The sequence below is a fragment of the Nonomuraea sp. NPDC049378 genome (genome assembly GCF_055586745.1).
In genome coordinates this window covers 151,344-167,014 of the sequence record NZ_JBVJHP010000020.1, presented here as the reverse complement: position 1 = coordinate 167,014, position 15,671 = coordinate 151,344, and the positions used below count along the sequence as shown (strand labels likewise).

17 protein-coding genes are annotated in these 15,671 nt (G+C 72.2%); 7 read left to right on the top strand and 10 right to left on the bottom strand.

Going from position 1 to position 15,671, the window contains the following annotated elements; translation table 11 throughout:
• Positions 1-21: 21 nt before the first annotated feature.
• Genes ACZ6SA_RS37015 through ACZ6SA_RS37005 form a run of 3 tightly spaced genes read right to left on the bottom strand, consistent with a single transcriptional unit; the run spans position 22 to position 3,535 of the window.
• A complete protein-coding gene (locus ACZ6SA_RS37015; RefSeq protein WP_465833481.1) occupies positions 22-2,304 on the bottom strand; it encodes an FtsX-like permease family protein in 2,283 nt (760 codons plus the stop codon).
• Positions 2,301-3,011 carry an ABC transporter ATP-binding protein gene (locus tag ACZ6SA_RS37010; RefSeq protein ID WP_465833479.1) on the bottom strand — a complete coding sequence of 237 codons (711 nt, stop codon included), beginning with the start codon at positions 3,009-3,011 and terminating at the stop codon, positions 2,301-2,303. Before ACZ6SA_RS37010 ends, ACZ6SA_RS37015 begins: the two co-directional genes overlap by 4 nt.
• Positions 3,008-3,535 carry a PadR family transcriptional regulator gene (locus tag ACZ6SA_RS37005; RefSeq protein ID WP_347648769.1) on the bottom strand — a complete coding sequence of 176 codons (528 nt, stop codon included), beginning with the start codon at positions 3,533-3,535 and terminating at the stop codon, positions 3,008-3,010. The genes ACZ6SA_RS37010 and ACZ6SA_RS37005 overlap by 4 nt, the downstream gene beginning before the upstream one ends.
• A 205-nt stretch (positions 3,536-3,740) precedes the next feature.
• Here ACZ6SA_RS37005 and ACZ6SA_RS37000 point away from each other — a divergent pair, with 205 nt between their 5' ends.
• Together ACZ6SA_RS37000 and ACZ6SA_RS36995 are read left to right on the top strand one after the other, a co-directional pair.
• On the top strand, positions 3,741-4,256 hold the full coding sequence (locus ACZ6SA_RS37000; RefSeq protein WP_347648768.1) for a MauE/DoxX family redox-associated membrane protein: 516 nt from the start codon (positions 3,741-3,743) through the stop codon (positions 4,254-4,256).
• A complete protein-coding gene (locus ACZ6SA_RS36995; RefSeq protein ID WP_465833476.1) occupies positions 4,256-4,777 on the top strand; it encodes a TlpA family protein disulfide reductase in 522 nt (173 codons plus the stop codon). The genes ACZ6SA_RS37000 and ACZ6SA_RS36995 overlap by 1 nt, the downstream gene beginning before the upstream one ends.
• A gap of 6 nt (positions 4,778-4,783) precedes the next feature.
• Here ACZ6SA_RS36995 and ACZ6SA_RS36990 read toward each other — a convergent pair whose 3' ends face one another.
• The 5 genes from ACZ6SA_RS36990 to metX all read right to left on the bottom strand — a co-directional run bounded on the left by ACZ6SA_RS36990 (position 4,784) and on the right by metX (position 9,028).
• Positions 4,784-5,542 (bottom strand): AfsR/SARP family transcriptional regulator, encoded by a 759-nt coding sequence (locus ACZ6SA_RS36990; protein WP_465833474.1) that lies wholly within the window; start codon positions 5,540-5,542, stop codon positions 4,784-4,786.
• A gap of 106 nt (positions 5,543-5,648) precedes the next feature.
• Positions 5,649-5,828, bottom strand: coding sequence for a hypothetical protein (locus ACZ6SA_RS36985; RefSeq protein WP_347648765.1), 180 nt, complete (start codon positions 5,826-5,828; stop codon positions 5,649-5,651).
• A gap of 152 nt (positions 5,829-5,980) precedes the next feature.
• Positions 5,981-6,463 carry a CoA-binding protein gene (locus tag ACZ6SA_RS36980; RefSeq protein WP_347648764.1) on the bottom strand — a complete coding sequence of 161 codons (483 nt, stop codon included), beginning with the start codon at positions 6,461-6,463 and terminating at the stop codon, positions 5,981-5,983.
• On the bottom strand, positions 6,460-7,797 hold the full coding sequence (locus tag ACZ6SA_RS36975; RefSeq protein WP_465833472.1) for an O-acetylhomoserine aminocarboxypropyltransferase/cysteine synthase family protein: 1,338 nt from the start codon (positions 7,795-7,797) through the stop codon (positions 6,460-6,462). Before ACZ6SA_RS36975 ends, ACZ6SA_RS36980 begins: the two co-directional genes overlap by 4 nt.
• 19 nt (positions 7,798-7,816) lie before the next feature.
• Complete coding sequence (gene metX, locus ACZ6SA_RS36970; protein ID WP_465833470.1) at positions 7,817-9,028, bottom strand: homoserine O-acetyltransferase MetX; 1,212 nt, start codon at positions 9,026-9,028, stop codon at positions 7,817-7,819.
• A 79-nt stretch (positions 9,029-9,107) separates the two neighbouring features.
• On the opposite strand from metX, the gene ACZ6SA_RS36965 reads away from it, so the two are divergent.
• The 4 genes from ACZ6SA_RS36965 to ACZ6SA_RS36950 all read left to right on the top strand — a co-directional run bounded on the left by ACZ6SA_RS36965 (position 9,108) and on the right by ACZ6SA_RS36950 (position 12,396).
• Positions 9,108-9,656 carry an OsmC family protein gene (locus ACZ6SA_RS36965; protein ID WP_465833468.1) on the top strand — a complete coding sequence of 183 codons (549 nt, stop codon included), beginning with the start codon at positions 9,108-9,110 and terminating at the stop codon, positions 9,654-9,656.
• On the top strand, positions 9,653-10,912 hold the full coding sequence (locus ACZ6SA_RS36960) for an NAD(P)-binding domain-containing protein (RefSeq protein WP_465833545.1): 1,260 nt from the start codon (positions 9,653-9,655) through the stop codon (positions 10,910-10,912). Before ACZ6SA_RS36965 ends, ACZ6SA_RS36960 begins: the two co-directional genes overlap by 4 nt.
• A 151-nt stretch (positions 10,913-11,063) precedes the next feature.
• Positions 11,064-11,462 carry a hypothetical protein gene (locus ACZ6SA_RS36955; RefSeq protein ID WP_347648760.1) on the top strand — a complete coding sequence of 133 codons (399 nt, stop codon included), beginning with the start codon at positions 11,064-11,066 and terminating at the stop codon, positions 11,460-11,462.
• 175 nt (positions 11,463-11,637) lie between these two features.
• The gene (locus tag ACZ6SA_RS36950; RefSeq protein ID WP_347648759.1) at positions 11,638-12,396 is read left to right on the top strand and encodes a class I SAM-dependent methyltransferase; all 759 of its coding nucleotides are present in this window, start codon (positions 11,638-11,640) and stop codon (positions 12,394-12,396) included.
• Between the two features lie 12 nt (positions 12,397-12,408).
• Here the strand turns inward: ACZ6SA_RS36950 and ACZ6SA_RS36945 are convergent, their stop codons facing one another.
• Both ACZ6SA_RS36945 and ACZ6SA_RS36940 read right to left on the bottom strand, forming a co-directional pair.
• Positions 12,409-13,257 carry a MauE/DoxX family redox-associated membrane protein gene (locus ACZ6SA_RS36945; RefSeq protein ID WP_465833465.1) on the bottom strand — a complete coding sequence of 283 codons (849 nt, stop codon included), beginning with the start codon at positions 13,255-13,257 and terminating at the stop codon, positions 12,409-12,411.
• Complete coding sequence (locus ACZ6SA_RS36940; protein ID WP_465833463.1) at positions 13,254-15,164, bottom strand: ABC transporter ATP-binding protein; 1,911 nt, start codon at positions 15,162-15,164, stop codon at positions 13,254-13,256. The genes ACZ6SA_RS36945 and ACZ6SA_RS36940 overlap by 4 nt, the downstream gene beginning before the upstream one ends.
• Positions 15,165-15,455: 291 nt before the next feature.
• Between ACZ6SA_RS36940 and ACZ6SA_RS36935 the strand changes: the two genes are divergently transcribed.
• Positions 15,456-15,626, top strand: coding sequence for an SflA family class IV lanthipeptide (locus ACZ6SA_RS36935; RefSeq protein ID WP_165959921.1), 171 nt, complete (start codon positions 15,456-15,458; stop codon positions 15,624-15,626).
• Positions 15,627-15,671 lie beyond the last annotated feature (45 nt).

The following is a 15,671-nucleotide window of genomic DNA, read 5'->3' as shown; positions in this document are numbered from 1 at the left end:
GCGGGCCTGTTCGGATCGGGCCTATTCGAAGCGGGCATTGTCGGGGGCGGTCACGCGCTTGAGCAGCGGCAGGCCGGCGGTGATCACCAGCAGGGCGGCCAGCAGCCCGCCGCCGAGGGTCAGGAAGTAGGCGGGCCCCGGCAACGCCGGCGGCGCGCTCTTGATGGCCAGCTGGTCGATCAGCGGCTCGGCCACGCCGAAGCCCGCGGCCGCCGCCACCAGGGCCGCCAGCACCATGGGGGCGGCGGTCTCCAGCAGCACCACCCTCGACAGCGTCCGCGTGGGCGTGCCGCACAACCGCAGCAGCGTGAACGGCTGCCTGCGCTCCACCACGCCGCCGGTGACCGCCACCAGCAGCCCGCAGCCCGCCACCAGCAGGGTCAGCGCGACGATGGCCAGCGCCACGCGTTCGGCCTGGTCGAGGAGCACCGCTCGGGCCTGGGCTACCTCGGCGAACGTCAGCGGCGCCTCGGCGCTGCCGGCGCGGGCGACGTACGGGGTGAGCAGCGTGCGGATCTCTTCGAGGACGGCCGGGTCGCCGGCGCTGATCAGCACCGCCGCCAGGGGCAGGTCGGCCAGGTCGGCGGGCGCGGCCGTGTTGGCCGGGTCGACGAGCGGCAGGTTGCGATCGACGGAGAGCATGTTGTCGCCGGTCAGCAGCCGGTTGAAGTCGGCCGCCACCGCGCGGACGCCCGGGACGCACCGGCCGAGCGCGGGGAATCGGGCCAGGGCGGCGCAGTCGACCACGTGGGCGAGCAGGAAGTCGGGCCGGCAGCCGGGGCCCGGGTCGCACGGCGGAGGGCCGCCGGGCCAGGGCGGCGTGTCGGCCCTGCGGCGGACCGGCAGGACGGTGACGCCGGGACGGGCGCGGATCTCGGCGAGCAGTTCGGACGCCGTGTCAGGCGGCAGGGGCAGGCCCGGGGCGGCCTCGGCGTACCCGAACGACACCCGCATGACGTTGTTCAGCGTGCCTCCGCCCGCGGCCTGCTGGCCCGAGACGACGGCGGGGACGATGCCGGCGACGGCCGTGCCGATGAAGACCGCCAGCACGATGCCGTTCACCGACCTGAAGGCCCCCTTGGGGTCGGCCGCCAGCCGCTGGGCCGCCAGCAGCGTCGCCGCGCCGGGCGTGACCCTGGCGACCAGCCGCGCGGCCAGCATCGTCAGCCAGGGCCCGGCCACCACGAGACCGACCATGATCAGCGCCAGGCCGACGTCGACGAGCACCGCGTCCGGTTCCCTGCCGTTCGCGAACACCGGGCCCGCGAACAGTCCCAGTCCCGCCACCAGCGGGACGATCCGCCACCATCCCGGAGCGGAGGCCCGTACCCTTCCTGCCACGCCGAGCGGCGTGATCCGCACCCGGCGCAGCGACCACAGGGCGGCGCCGGCGGCGGCGAGCGGCACGCCCGCGACCACGGCGGCGTACTGGAGCCCGGTGGGCGCGACGACGTCGGGGAAGAAGCGGGAGCCGGTGATGGCTACGCCGGCCAGGGCGGGCCGCACCGCCTGGAAGGCCGCGATGCCGGCGAGCGCGCCCAGGAGCGCGCCGAGCGCCGCGTCGACCGAGGCGATCGTGTTGATCTGGCGCGCGGTGGCGCCCGCCAGCCTGATCGCCGCGAAGCGCGCCTCGCGGCGGGCGGCGGCCAGGCGCGTGGCCGTGCCGACGAGGACGAGCAGCGGAACGATCAGGCCGACGGCGGCGATGCCGAAGCCGTGCTCGTACAGCGCCGTGGTGTCGTCGGCGGCCGGGGTGGTGGCGACGGCGTCGACGGCCACGGTGCCGGCCATGGCCGCCAGCTCGCCGGGGGTCCGGCCCACGACGACGACCAGGTCGTCAGGGCCGGACAGCGCCGCCCGCCCGATCAGCCCCGTACGGGTGCCGGGGAAGCGGTCGGCGAGTCGCTCCCGTGGCACGCTCTCCATCAGCGCGGCGAGCGCGGGCGAGACGTGATGCCGCCCCGCTCCGGGCAACTCCGGGATGCCGGGAAGGGCGGGCGCGGGTGTTCCCGCGTCGAGCACGGCGACGTCGAGTCGCTTGATCGGGCGGCCCGCGTAGGAGTCCTGGCGGTGGTTCCACAACACGGCGCCCGGGGTGGCGCCCAGCGCCCAGCCGCCCGGCGCGGAGCCGGTCGTGCACTCCCAGCAGGGCCGGCCCGCGGTCACCTGGAAGGCGTTGAACAGCGCCACCGTGGACAGCAGCACCGTCACCCCCATCGCGACGGCGGCGGTGACGAGCGCCAGCCGGACGGCCGACTCGCGGCCGCCGCGCAACGACAGCCGCAGGCCCAGCCACAAGGTCATCGCACGACCTCGCCGGCGTAGGGATCGGTGACCTTGCCGTCGCGCACCACGACCTCCCGGTCGGCGCAGGCGGCGACGCGGGCGTCGTGGGTCACCACGATCACGGTCGTGCCCTCCTGGCGGGCCAGGCCGACGAGCAGCTCCATGACCCTTTCTCCGGCGAGCGAGTCGAGCGCGCCGGTGGGCTCGTCCGCGAAGATCACCTTGGGCCGCGTCACCAGCGCCCTGGCGATCGCCACGCGCTGCGCCTGCCCTCCGGACAGCTCGCCCGTACGCCGGCCGTCCAGCTCGTCGAGCTCCAGCCGCCGCAGCCAGCCGCCCGCCCGCTGGTAGGCCTGCTTGCGCCCGGCCTTGCCGAGCAGCAGCGGCAGGGCGACGTTGTCGGCCACCGTGAGCTCCGGCACCAGCCGGCCGAACTGGAAGACGAAACCGAAGGCGGTGCGGCGCAGCTCGGACCGCCTCGCGTCGCTCAGGGTGTCCAGCCGCCGCCCGTCGAACCAGACCTCGCCCTTGTCGGGGCTGAAGATTCCGGCCAGGCAGTGCAGCAGCGTGGACTTGCCGGAACCGCTCGGGCCCATGATCGCCAGGATCTCGCCCGCCGCCACGAACAGGCTCGCCTCGCGCAACGCCGGCGTCCGGCCGTACGAACGGTCGATGGAACGGGCCTCCAGCAGCGGGCCCGGCACGGGAAGGGCGTCGACGGTCATGCGGGCCGGACCGTTTCCGCCAGCGCGCCCAGCCGGGCCGCGGTCACGTCGATCCAGCGCAGGTCGGCCTCCAGATGGAACATGCCGTGATCGGCCAGCAGCGCGTCCACGAGAGCGCCGCCGCGTCTGACCTCCGACAACTCGCGCATGCGCCGCATGTGCGTGGCGCGCTGGAGGTCCAGGAAGCGCTGCGCGTCGTGGCCCAGCATCAGCGCCAGCACGACCTTCGTGAACAACACCGTCTGCAGGTACGGCTCCGCCGCCACCGGTTCGGCCAGCCACGCCGTCACCTCGTGCCTGCCTTCCGGGGTGATGGCGTAACGCTTGCGGTCGGGGCCGTCGCCTCGTTCGCTCTGGCCGGCCGTGACCTTGCCGTCCCTGGCCAGGCGGGCGAGCGTCGAATAGACCTGCCCGAAGGGGAGCGGCTTCCCCCTGCCGAAGTAGGTGTCGTAGTCGCGCTTCAGGTCGTAGCCGTAGCTGGGCTCGCGGTCCAGGAGGCCCAGCAGCGCCAAGGGGACTGTCATGGCGGCGACTATACACCGGAGGTATATCCGTGGCGTATAAAGGCGCTGGCGCCTACGGTCACGACGACCGGGCGTCCGGCGTCCCTTGCCTGAGCACCGCCCCGCACCTCGGCCTGCCGATCGATACGGCGCGGGCCACGCTGCAGGGCTCGACGCCAGCGGGGCGCTAGAGACGCGCTAGACGGACCGGACACCATGTCCTGTCGTGGATCTCTTGCTCGTCGCATGCCAAGTCCTGCTCGGAGCCGTCTTCGCGGTCTCCGCGTTCACCAAGCTCCGCAGCGGCGCGGCCGTGCGCTCATTCGCGGCGTCCTTGACGATGCTGCCGGAGGCGTTCCGCCTGCCCGCCGCCGGTGCGGTGGCGGCCGGCGAGACGGTGGCGGCGGTCCTCATGCCGATCCCCCAGGCGGGGCTGGCCCTGAGCGCGATCCTGCTCGCCGGGTTCACGCTGGTGATCATCATGTCGATCCGGAAGGGCGTACGCGCGCCGTGCCGCTGCTTCGGCCTCTCCGCGACCCCTCTCGGGCGGGTGCACCTGGTCCGTAACGCCCTGCTGCTGCTCGTGGTGGCGCTGGGCGGCACGGGCCTGATCTACTCCGGCGGGCCGCCGGCCGCCGCCGGGCTGGCGGTCGCGGTGCCCGCCGGGCTGGCGGGGGCGATCGTGCTGATCGCCTTCGACGACATCGCTGGGCTGTTCATGGAAACGTCAGGGAGTGTGTGATGCCTTATCTGGTCGCCGCGGTCGTGCTGGTCGGTCTGCTGTGCATGGTGAACCTGCTGCTGACGGTGGGCGTGATCCGCCGGCTCCGCCAGCAGAGCGGCCGGGAGGACTTCTCCGAGCCGATGACCACGGGAGGGCTCGCGCCGGGTGACAGGGTCCCGGACTTCGCCGCCACGACCACGGACGGCGAGCCGATCTCGGGTGAACTGCTCGGCGGCCCCGCCATGGTGGGCTTCTTCTCGGCGGGGTGCAAGCCGTGCAAGGACCTGCTGCCCCATTTCGTCGAGGCGGCGCGGCAGACGCCGGGCGCGGTGCTCGCCGTGGTCACCGCCGGCTCCGGCGAGGACGCGGCGCCGTACGTCGAAGACCTCGCGCGGGTGGCGAGCGTCGTCACCGAGGAGCCCCAGGGCCCGATCCAGTCGGCGTTCAAGGTCGCCGGCTACCCGACCGTCTTCCTGCTCGACGCGGACGGAACGGTGGCCAGCAGCGATCACATCATCCCCACCACGGTGGGCTCGTGATCCGGCCTAGTCCATGACGAGGACGCCGCCGCCCCGCAGGATCTCCTGGTGCTGGCGGCGCAGCGCGTCGGCAGGCTCGATGCCGAGCTCGGAACCGAGGATGTCGCGCAGCCGGCGGTAGGCGGCCAGCGCCTCGGCACGCCGGCCACGGCAGGCCAGCGCCTGCAACAACATCGCCCACGCGGCCTCGCGAAAGGGATGGGCCTCGACGAGCCGTTCCAGCTCCGGGATGACGCGGTTGTGGTGGCCGAGCCGCAGTTCGGCCTCGGCGCACAACTCGCGCGCGGTCAGATGGAGCTCCTCCAGGCGGCGGCGCTCGCAGCGGACGAGCTCGACGTCGATCTCCGGCGCCACGGGGCCGCGCCAGAGCCCCAGAGCCTCCCGCAGCAGCTTGACCGCGGCTCCCGCCTCGCCTTCGGTCAGGGCGTCCGACCCTTCGGCGACGGCCGCCTCGAACACCCTGACGTCGACCGCCCGGTCCGGGACGATCAGGGTGTAGCCGTTTCCCACGGTGGTCAGGTCCACACCGTCGGCGGCGAGCGGGGACAGCGTGCGCCGCAGGCGGTACACGTACGTCTGCACACTCGCCTTCGCCGTGGCGGGCGGCTCGTCCTGCCAGAGCTCGGCCATCAGCCGGTCGATGGTGACCACCTCGCCCGGACGCAGGACGAGTACGGCGAGCACCGCCTGCTGTTTGGCGGCCCGGACCGTGATCGCCCGGCCGCCGCCATCCGCCACGGCCAGACGTCCCAGCAATGTGAACATCTCCCACCTCCGACCGGAATCCTGGCCGGAGGAGGTATGTTCCAGGTATGTCGTGGGTATGCCTGCCCGTCACGTTCGGACGGGCAGGCGCGGTGGAGGACGGCCGTCAGCAGCCGTTCTCGCTGATGATCTCGTACTTGCCGCAGCTTCCGTCACAGCAGCGGGCGCGGAGCCTGATGGGGTATATGCACTTGTAGATGTAGTAGCACTCCACGGCCGCGGCGCTCTTCTGCGGAACGACCATCGCCAGCAACCGGTCGCCGAGCCTTCCAAGGACAGACGTCATGAGCCATTCCTTCGCTGTAGGGATTGCCTCTCCCTCCGCCCGCCGGTCGCATGCGCGCAGCGGGCGGAGCCGGCACGACGTCAAGGCTCACCCATCGCCCTAGCCCGCCGATCGCGTGCCGCTAGCGGCAGGCGATCCACCCTCGGCGCCGGCTACTGGAGCCCGGCGCGAACGGACGTGATGCGCTGCGTGTTGAAGCCGAGCCAGTGCATCCGGCCCACGTAGCGCGCGTGCTCCACCTTGATGCAGCGGTCCTTGACCACCGTCACGCCGCCGTCCTCGGCGATCCGCGCGCCCTCCTCGTTGATCACGCCGAACTGGCACCACAGGGCGCCGGCGTGGATCGCCACGGCATCCCGGGCGATCCCCGGCAACGCGTCCGGCGCGCGGAAGACGTTCACGACGTCCACCGGCACGGGCACGTCCAGCAGGCTCGCGTAGCTGGTCTCCCCGAGGATCTCCTTCTCCCGGGGATTGACCGGGATCACCCGGTAGCCGTGCCGCCTGAGGTAGTAGCCGACGAAATGGCTGGCCCGCAGCTCGTTGCCCGACAGGCCCACGACCGCGATCGTCCCGGCGGTGTGGAGCACGCGCTGGATCGTCAACGGGTCCTGGTAACGCTCGAGGTCGATCATGCCGTCTTCCCCTCTTTCCCGGTGGCCGCGGCGACGCGGGCGAAGCCCTGTTCGAGATCCCAGATCAGGTCCTCGACGGACTCCGTGCCGACGGACAGGCGTACCGTTCCCGGCCTGACTCCGGCCGCCCGCAGCTCGTCGTCGCCGAGCTGGCGGTGCGTCGTGCTGGCGGGGTGGATGACCAGGCTCTTGGCGTCTCCGACGTTCGCCAGGTGGGACCAGAGCGTCAGGCCGTTGATGAGGTCCTGGCCGCCGGCCCGGCCGCCGGCGCAGTCGAACGAGAAGACCGCGCCCGCGCCGCGCGGCAGGTATTTCTCCACCAGCGGCGCGTACCTGCTCCCGGGCAGGCCGGGGTGGGTCACGCCGGAGGCAAGCTCGTGCGACTCGAGGAACGCCGCGACCGCCAGCGCGTTGTCGACGTGGCGTTCCATCCGCAACGACAACGTCTCGAGCCCCTGCAGGAACAGGAAGGCGTTCAGCGGCGCGAGCGCACCGCCGAGATCGCGCAGGGTCTCGGCCCGCAGTTTCATGAGATAGCCGTACGTCCCGAACGTCTCGTGGAAGCGCAGGCCGTGGTAGGCGGGCGACGGATCCGCGACCACGGGGAAGCGCCCGTTGGACCAGTCGAACGTCCCCGCCTCGACGACGACGCCCCCGATGCTCGTGCCGTGGCCGCCGATGAACTTGGTCGCCGAGTGGACGACGATGTCGGCGCCCCACTCGATCGGGCGGCACAGGTAGGGGGTCGCGAACGTGTTGTCCACGATCAGCGGCAGCTCGTGCTCGTGCGCGATGGCCGCCACGGCTTCGATGTCCAGGACGTTGCCCGCGGGGTTGCCGATCGTCTCGCCGAAGAACGCCTTGGTGCCCGGGCGGACCGCCTGCCGCCAGGCGTCGAGGTCGTCGGGGTCGACCCAGGCCAGCTCCACGTTCATCTTGCGCAGCAGGTGCTTGAGCTGGTTCACCGTCCCGCCGTACAGGGCCGAGGAGGCGACGACGTGATCGCCCGGCTGCAGCAGCGTGAAGAGCGCGGCCGCCTGCGCGGCGATCCCGCTGGCGAACGCGACCGCGCCGGCGCCACCCTCGAGGTTCGCCACGCGCTCCTCGAACACCGCGACGGTCGGGTTCATGATCCGCGAGTAGGTGTTGCCGTATTCCTGCAGGTTGAAGTAGGCCGCCGCCGACTCCGGGTCCTCGAACACGTAGCTGGTGGTCTGGAAGATCGGCACGGCGCGCGCGCCCGTGTTGGGGTCGGGCCGCTGCCCGGCGTGCAGCTGCCGGGTCTCGAAGCCGAACGCGCGGGCCTGCTCTGAACGGGAGGGCTGGTCGGTCACGAAGCTCTCTTCCTTGATGTCACTCGGGCCCGCCCTGGGCCAGGAACCGCCGGATGATGGGCGTCTGCCGCGCTTCTTCCAGCAGGAAGCAGTCGTGGCCGTACGGCGCCTCGATCACATGGAACTCGACCGGCTTGCCGAGGCCGCGAAGTGCCTCGTCGATCTCGCGCGACGCGGACGGCGGGTAGAGCCAGTCGGAGCTGAACGCGATCAGCAGGGTCCGCGCCCGGACGTCCTCCAGCGCCCGCTTGAGCGATCCGCCGCCGTGCTGCCTGGCCAGGTCGAAATACGTCAGCGCTCGCGAGGTGTAGAGGTAGGTGTTGGCGTCGAAGCGCTTGACGAACGAGCCGGCCTGGTGGCGCAGGTAGCTCTCCACCTCGAACTCCGGCTCGCTGATCGTGTAGCGGACGTCGTCGGCGAACTGCAGCCGCCGGCCGAACTTCTCGCTCAGCGCGGGCGCGGACAGGTAGGTGATGTGGCCGACCATCCGCGCCACGCCCATGCCGGCTTCCGGCGCGCTGCCCGTGCCGTGGTAGCGGCCGCCCTGCCAGGCCGGGTCGCGCATGATCGCCTCACGCGCGATCGCGTTCCAGGCCACGCCCTGGGCGTGGAGCGCGTGCGTGCTGGCGATCGGGACGATGGCGTCGACCTGGTCAGGGAACTGGATGGCCCACTCCAGCGCCTGCATCCCGCCGAGCGAACCCCCGGCCACCGCCGCGAGCCGGTCGATGCCCAGGGCGTCGAGCAAGGCGCGCTCGGTGCGCACCATGTCGGCGACGGTGATGACGGGGAAGTCAGGGCCGTACGCCTTGCCCGTCGCCGGATCGATCGACGACGGCCCCGTCGTCCCGCGGCAGCCGCCGAGCAGGTTGGTCGAGACGACGAAATAGCGGTCGGTGTCGAACGCCTTGCCCGGGCCGATCATCCCGTCCCACCAGCCGAGCCCCTTGCGGCTCGCGCCGTCGCGCTCCTCGGCCCCGAACCCGTCGCGCGTGCCCTCCCCTGGCGGCGCCTTCGCCAGGCCGGCCGCGTGGGCGTCGCCGCTGAGCGCGTGGCACACCAGGATGACGTTGTCGCGCCGCGGCGACAGGACGCCGTAGGTCTCGTAGGCCACGCGGACCGGGTGCAGCTCCCGCCCGCAATCGAGGCGTAGCGGCTCCGGCAGATCGAGGTATCGCGTCTCCACCGTGCCGACCGAGCCGGCAGCGAGCGTACGGACCGGCTGCGACATGGGGCTATGGTAGCCCGACACGCGGGGTGTATGGTCAAATACCTACTTGGAATACGGGAAGCATGCGAAAGGGCGTGACATGACCACGGTCGCCAACGGAGTGAACGTGCAGGCACTGCTGGACGCACGCGAGGCGCTCAAGGGCGCGCCCGAGGCCGCCCGGTTCGTCTGGCGGGCCTCCTCCAAGTGGCAGGACGGCGTGCACAGCACGACGCGGGTCCGGGAGTTCTTCGGTCTCGGGCAGGAGCAGAGCCACAAGTCGGAAGGGGTCTTCGACGCCGACCACCCCGCGGTCTTCGCGGCGGAGGACAACGGCATCACGCCGATCGAATACCTCCTCGTCGGCCTGGCGAGCTGCCTGACGGCCGGCGTGGCGTCCGTCGCCCAGAACCGCGGCATCCAGCTGCGCTCGGTCGAGGCGACGCTCGAAGGCAAGCACGACATCCGCGGGATCCTCGGCGTCGACAGCGACGTGCGCAACGGCTTCAACGACATCAAGGTGACGTTCACCATCGACGCGGACGCGTCGAAGCAGGACATCGAGGCTCTGGTGGCCCAGTCCCAGAAGCGCTCCGCCGTGTTCGACGCCCTCACGAACCCGACGGACGTCACCGTCGAAGTCGCCTGAGGAGCCGAGCCATCGAGTCCGTCACGACCATCGTCATCGGCGCGGGACACGCCGGCCTCGCCGCGAGCCACTTCCTCGACGAACGGTCGATCGACCACGTCGTGCTCGAACGCGGCGAGGTGGCGAACTCGTGGCGGCGCGAACGCTGGGACTCCTTCCGGCTGCTCACGCCCAACTGGCAGAGCCGCCTGCCGGGCCATCACTACGACGGCCCGGACCCCGACGGCTACATGACGATGGGCGAAGTGATCGCGTTCATCGAGCGCTTCGCCACGCTGTCGCGGGCTCCCGTACGGACCGGCACGACCGTCACGTCGGTACGCCGGGCCGACGGCGGCTACCACGTGACGACGGACCGCGGCGACTACCGCTGCCGGACGGTCGTGATCGCGAGCGGCGCCTGCAACCTGCCGTCCGTGCCGGGGTTCGCCGGCGCGGTTCCCGGCTCCGTCGAGCAGCTGACGCCGTTCGGCTACCGCGGCCCCGGCCAGCTGCCCGACGGCGGCGTGCTCGTGGTGGGAGCGTCGGCCACCGGCGTGCAGCTGGCCGCGGAGCTGCGGCGTTCCGGCCGGCCGGTGACCCTCTCCGTAGGCGAGCACGTGCGGATGCCCCGCACGTACCGCGGGCGCGACGTGCTCTGGTGGATGGACGCGTCGGGCGTGTGGGACGAGCCCTTCGATCGGATCGACGACCTCACGCGGGCCCGGCGGCTGCCCTCGCCCCAGCTCGTCGGGACCCCCGAGCGGACGACCCTCGATCTCAACGCGCTCGCCTCGATGGGGGTCGAGATCGTGGGCCGCTGGGCCGCCGTACGCGACGGCCGGGCGCTGTTCTCCGGCGGCCTGCGCAACGTGTTCTCGCTCGCGGACCTCAAGATGCGGCGCCTGCTGGACACGTTCGACGAGTGGGCGCGGACGCACGGCCGTGACGCCGAGGTCGGGCCCCCTGAGGAATTCACGGCGTCCCGCGTTCCCGAGAGGGCCCGGCTCCAGCTCGACCTGCGCAGCGGCGAGATCCGCACGATCGTGTGGGCGACGGGGTTCCGGCCCGACTACGGGTGGCTCGACGTGCCCGTGATCGACGCTAAGGGCCTGCTGCGCCACGAGGGCGGCGTGGTCGACAGCCCCGGGCTCTACGCGCTGGGGCTGCCCGTGCTGCGCCGGCGCCGGTCCACGTTCATCCACGGTGTCGAGGCGGACGCCCGCGAGGTGATCGACCACCTCGCGCGGCACCTGGCCGTGCGCGGCGGCGCCTGACCGCCGCTCTCCGCGGGCGGCCGGGACGGCCCTGGATCCGGCCGTCGTCCGGATGCAACACATCCTCAACAGATCCTCAACACGAGGGGCCCCACACTTCTCCGGGATGTCCCCCTTTCACGAGGGACGAGTCAGCGGAGAAGGGAACCGTATGCGTTACCTGAGCACATCCACGGCAGTGCTCGCGACCGTCGGCGCGATCGCGGGCCTGGCGTTGGTGAGCGCCCCGGCCGCCCAGGCCGCGACATCGATACCGTGCATAACGGTCTCGGCCAGCGGCCCGAACCTGGACGACGGCTGGGGTGTCATGAAGGGGTCGTACAACCTCAAGAGGAAGCCGGTCACGCGCACCTGCAACGTCAGGCGGATGCACAAGGGCCAGGTGCTCTACTTCCACTGCTGGACGAAGAACAGTTACGGCAATCTCTGGGTCTACGGGCGGGTCAAGGGCACCAGGACGTACGGGTGGATGTCCGTGGCCAACTTCCGGTCCGTCCACGGTTCCAGCTACCCGAAGTGCGACTGGAACAAGGGCAAGGACCACACGTAACACGATGAGGACGGTGGCGGCCGGGCCGCCACCGCGTGTCGCCGATCCTCCGGGTACGCCCGTCCGCCATGCCGGTCTTGCGGTATGACGCGAACGCTGCATATCGTGACGATGTATCAACTCGATATATCGGACTGATGGTTCGGGGAAGTCCGACCGGCGCGCGGGAGCTGCGATGAGGCGGATCGACTACGACACCGAGCAGTACCAGGACTACGCGCGCGGCCGCGCGCTCAACGAGCAGCAGTTGCGGACCTGGGTCAGCGCCTTCGCGGAGGTGCTGCCCGAGCGGCGTCCGCTGGAGGGGCTGGACGTCGGCTCGGGGACCGGCAGGTTCACCCCCGCGCTCGCGACATCGTTCGGGCCGGTCACCGGGGTCGAGCCGTCGGTCCGCATGCGGGAGACGGCGCAGGCGCGCGCCCCGCATCCCGGCGTGCGCTATCTGGCGGGCTCCGCCGAGGACATGCCGGTGCCGTCCGGCAGCGCCGACTACGCTCTCATGTTCCTGTCCTGGCACCACGTCCAGGACAAGGCGGGGGCGGTCCGGGAGCTGGCCAGGGTGCTCAGGCCCGGCGGCCGGCTGCTGCTGCGCGCGAACTTCCGCGACCACCATCCCCGGCCGTGGTGGCTGGAGCACTTCCCCCGCGGCTACGAGGTGGACGCCTCGCTGTTCCAGCCGCTGCACGAGGTCATCGCGATGTTCACGTCGGACGGCTGGCGCGTCGCCGGCTTCGGCACGGTGACCGAGCCGTCCGCGGGCACCCGCGGCGACATGCTCGAACGGCTGCGCCTGCGCACCCTGTCGTTCTTCGCCCAGCTCGCTCCCGACGAGCTGGAGGCCGGCTTCCGCCGCCTGGAGGAGGCCGTCGCCGCGGATCCCGACGCGCCGGCGCCGGTCTTCGCCGAGCCGCTGCTCACGCTCGAACGGCCCTGACGCCTTTCAGCCTCAATGCTCGCGGCGGGGAGCGGCCGCTTCGGCGCCGGACAGGATCTGCTCCAGCTGGGCGGGCGTGGCCGCGCCGCCGGCCGCCAGGACGGTTCGGGCACGGTCGGTCACCACGACGTACGGCGGCCACGGGATGTCGTTGCGGTCGAAGACGTCCGGGTCCACGACCACGGGCAGCCCGTCGCCACCGTGTCCGTCCACCGCGCTGACCAGCACGACCTCCAGGCGGGCGGCCGCCGCGGCGAACTCCGGGAGCATCGCCCCGCACAGCCCGCACGCCGGCGAGACCAGCGCGTACATCACCCGGTCGCCGTCCGGCTCAGGCGCGCCGGCCAGCGCGAAGCGGGCGCCGGGGCGCGGTCCTGACGCGGGTCTGTCCACATGCAGCAGCCGCGCGGGCAGGATGGCCAGCCCGAGCAGGACCGCCGCCACGGGAAGCTGGACGGGCGCGAACGCGACCGGCCCCGCCAGGGCCGCCGTCACCGCGAGGGCCAGGAGCAGGCCCGTACGCAGCAGCGTGCCGGCCCCGACGAGGTCACGGCCGCCGAAGCACCCGCAGTTCACGGTCATCCGGCGCCGCATGACGGAGGCCATGGCCGCGAGGAACGCCGCGAACAGCAGGCCCGCCACCGCAGCGCCCCACCGCCGGCCGCCCGGAACGAGCAGCAGGCCGGTGGCGGCCAGCTCGGCCGCGAGCACGCCCACCGCGGCGGGCCCGGCCAGCCCGTCCGGCAGCACCTGGTAGCCGGCCACCGACCGGGCGAAGCCGGGCACGTCCCGCAGCTTGCCCAGCGCCGCGAACAGCAGCGCGGCGGTCACGGCGAGGTACGCCGACTCGGCGACGATCATGGCACCGTCTGGTGGTAGGCCGAGGCCTGCAGCTCGTACAGGCCGGCGTACAGGCCGTCGCGTTCCATCAGCTCGGCGTGCGTGCCGTGCTCGGCGATCGCGCCGCCGTCGAGCACGTAGATGCGGTCGGCGTAGCGGACGCTGGCCAGCCGGTGGGTGATGAGCACGATGGTGCGGTCGTCGGCGTGGCCGCGGATCCGCTCGAACAGGGCGTGCTCGGCACGGGCGTCCAGGGCCGAGGTCGGCTCGTCGAAGATGACCAGCGCGGCGTCGCGGTAGAAGCCGCGTGCCACGGCGATGCGCTGCCACTGGCCGCCCGAGAGGTCGTGGCCGCCCCGGAACCGGCGGTCGAGCAGCGCGTCGTAGCCGTCGGGCAACCGCGACACCACCTCGTCGGCGCCCGCCGCGGCGGTGGCGGCGGCCAGCCGGCCCTCCTCCAGGGGCCGTCCCATGACGATGTTCTCGCGGACGGTGAGCGGCCAGCGCGTGTGATCCTGGGCGATCACGGAGATCCGCCGCCGCAGCGCGTCGCCGTCGAACGCGGCGAGGTCCACGCCGTCCCAGCTGATCGTGCCCTCCTGCGGGTGGTAGAGGCCGGCCAGCAGCTTGGCCAGGGTCGTCTTGCCCGAGCCGTTCTCGCCGACCAGGGCGATGACCTCACCCCGGCCGACGGTCACGCTGACTCCCGACAGTGCGGGCCGGTCGGCGCCGGGATAGGTGAACGTGACGTTCTCGGCCGTCAGCAGGTGGAACGGCGCCGGCTCCGCGGAGGGTGCGGGCGTGGCGGGCGGCGGGGGGATCCGCTCCCGGGCCAGGTCGCAGAAGGCGAGGTAGTCGCCGAAGTAGAGGCCTGCCTCGTAGAGCCGGTTCATGGTCTGGATGAGGGCGGTGAGCGACACCTGCCCGGTCCTGATCGCCAGCACCGCCGCGCCGGCCACCGACAGCGGGATGACGCCGACGGCCAGCAGCACGCCGAGCGCGACGTACACGCCGGCCGTGGCCACGCCGGTCAGCAGGTCACCGCCCGCTTTGATCACGGTCCGCCGCCGCGCCACGTCGAGCTGGACGTCCTGCTCCAGGCCGGCCACCTTGGAGTACTGGCCGAGCAGGAAGTCCCTGAGCGTGAACGCCCGCACCTCGGCGGCGGGCTGCCGCTCGGCCATCAGGTCGGACAACATGAACTTGCGCCGCCGCGCGGCGGACAGCCGGTAGAACGCCTGGTAGCCGAGGCGCGCCATGCGCACCGCGGCCCATCCGGCCGGCACGGCCGCCACCAGCAGCAACGGCATGAGGATCGGGTGCAGCAGGCCGAGCGCCACGGCCGAGGCCAGCACGCCGACCGCGCCGGTGACCACGGCGATCGTCGTCTCCACCACGGTGGCGGTGTCGGGCACGCCGCTGTCGCGGGCCCTCCGCATCGCGTTGTGGAAGTCGTGGTCGTCGAACGCGGCCAGCTCCACCCGGGTGGTCAGCTCGAACAGGCGGGTCTCGGCCAGCCGCTCGACCAGCGGTTTGAGCCGGGCCTGCGCCCATCCGGCGCCGGCCAGCAGCGCGCCGCGCAACCCTGTGGCGGCGGCGACGAGCAGCAGCGAGGGCAGCGCCGCGCGTACCCGGTCGGGTGTGGGGCCGGCGGCGAACAGCGAGGCCAGCACGTCGGAGGTGGTCACCAGGCCGAAGACGGTGAAGAAGCCGGCGGCCAGGTTGCCCAGCAGGGCCACGGCCGTGTCGCGAGGGCTGGCCTGCCACGCCATCCGCAGCGCGGCGGCCACCAGGGACGGCAGCTTGCGGGCGATCGTGCCGAGGGTGGCGGTCAGCAGGTGCTCGTCGTGGCTCTCCCAGTACGCGACCATGAGCCCCGACCGGTCATCCGGGACGCCGGTCCTGCGTTTGCGCCGCCAGAGCCTCACGCGAGGGTGCCGTTCGAGGAGCGGCACACCGGAGATCCCCCTATCACGCACGCCAATCTAGAAGATCGAACTCTTGGTGTAAAGGTGCATGTAAAGGGATTATGGGCGTTACGGTCACCCTCTGGACAGGCTTCTGGATATATGCACATAATGCATCCGTTTGCTCGCGGTGCGGGAACGTACCCGCGATTCCCGCCCGTGAGCAGGGCACGGGAAAGGCGCCCACCGGCGCACTCCCGAGGCTCGGATCCCCACGTCGGCCGCCCATAGGCGGCCAAGGAAGGAGCCCTCATGTCGGTCCTCGCCCTGGAGCCCCGCGACGCCGGAGTCCTGGAGTACGAAGATCTCGCCGTCGACTTCGAAGGCGAGCTGAGCAAGCTGCTCCATGGCCCTCAGGCCTGCGTCAACACCTGCAAGCGTACGGTGTGCAGCAGCTTCCCGTGCTGCCCGTCCATTGTGTGAAGCGCCTGATCCCACGCGGTGACGCGTGGTGAGGTGAAGCGCTGG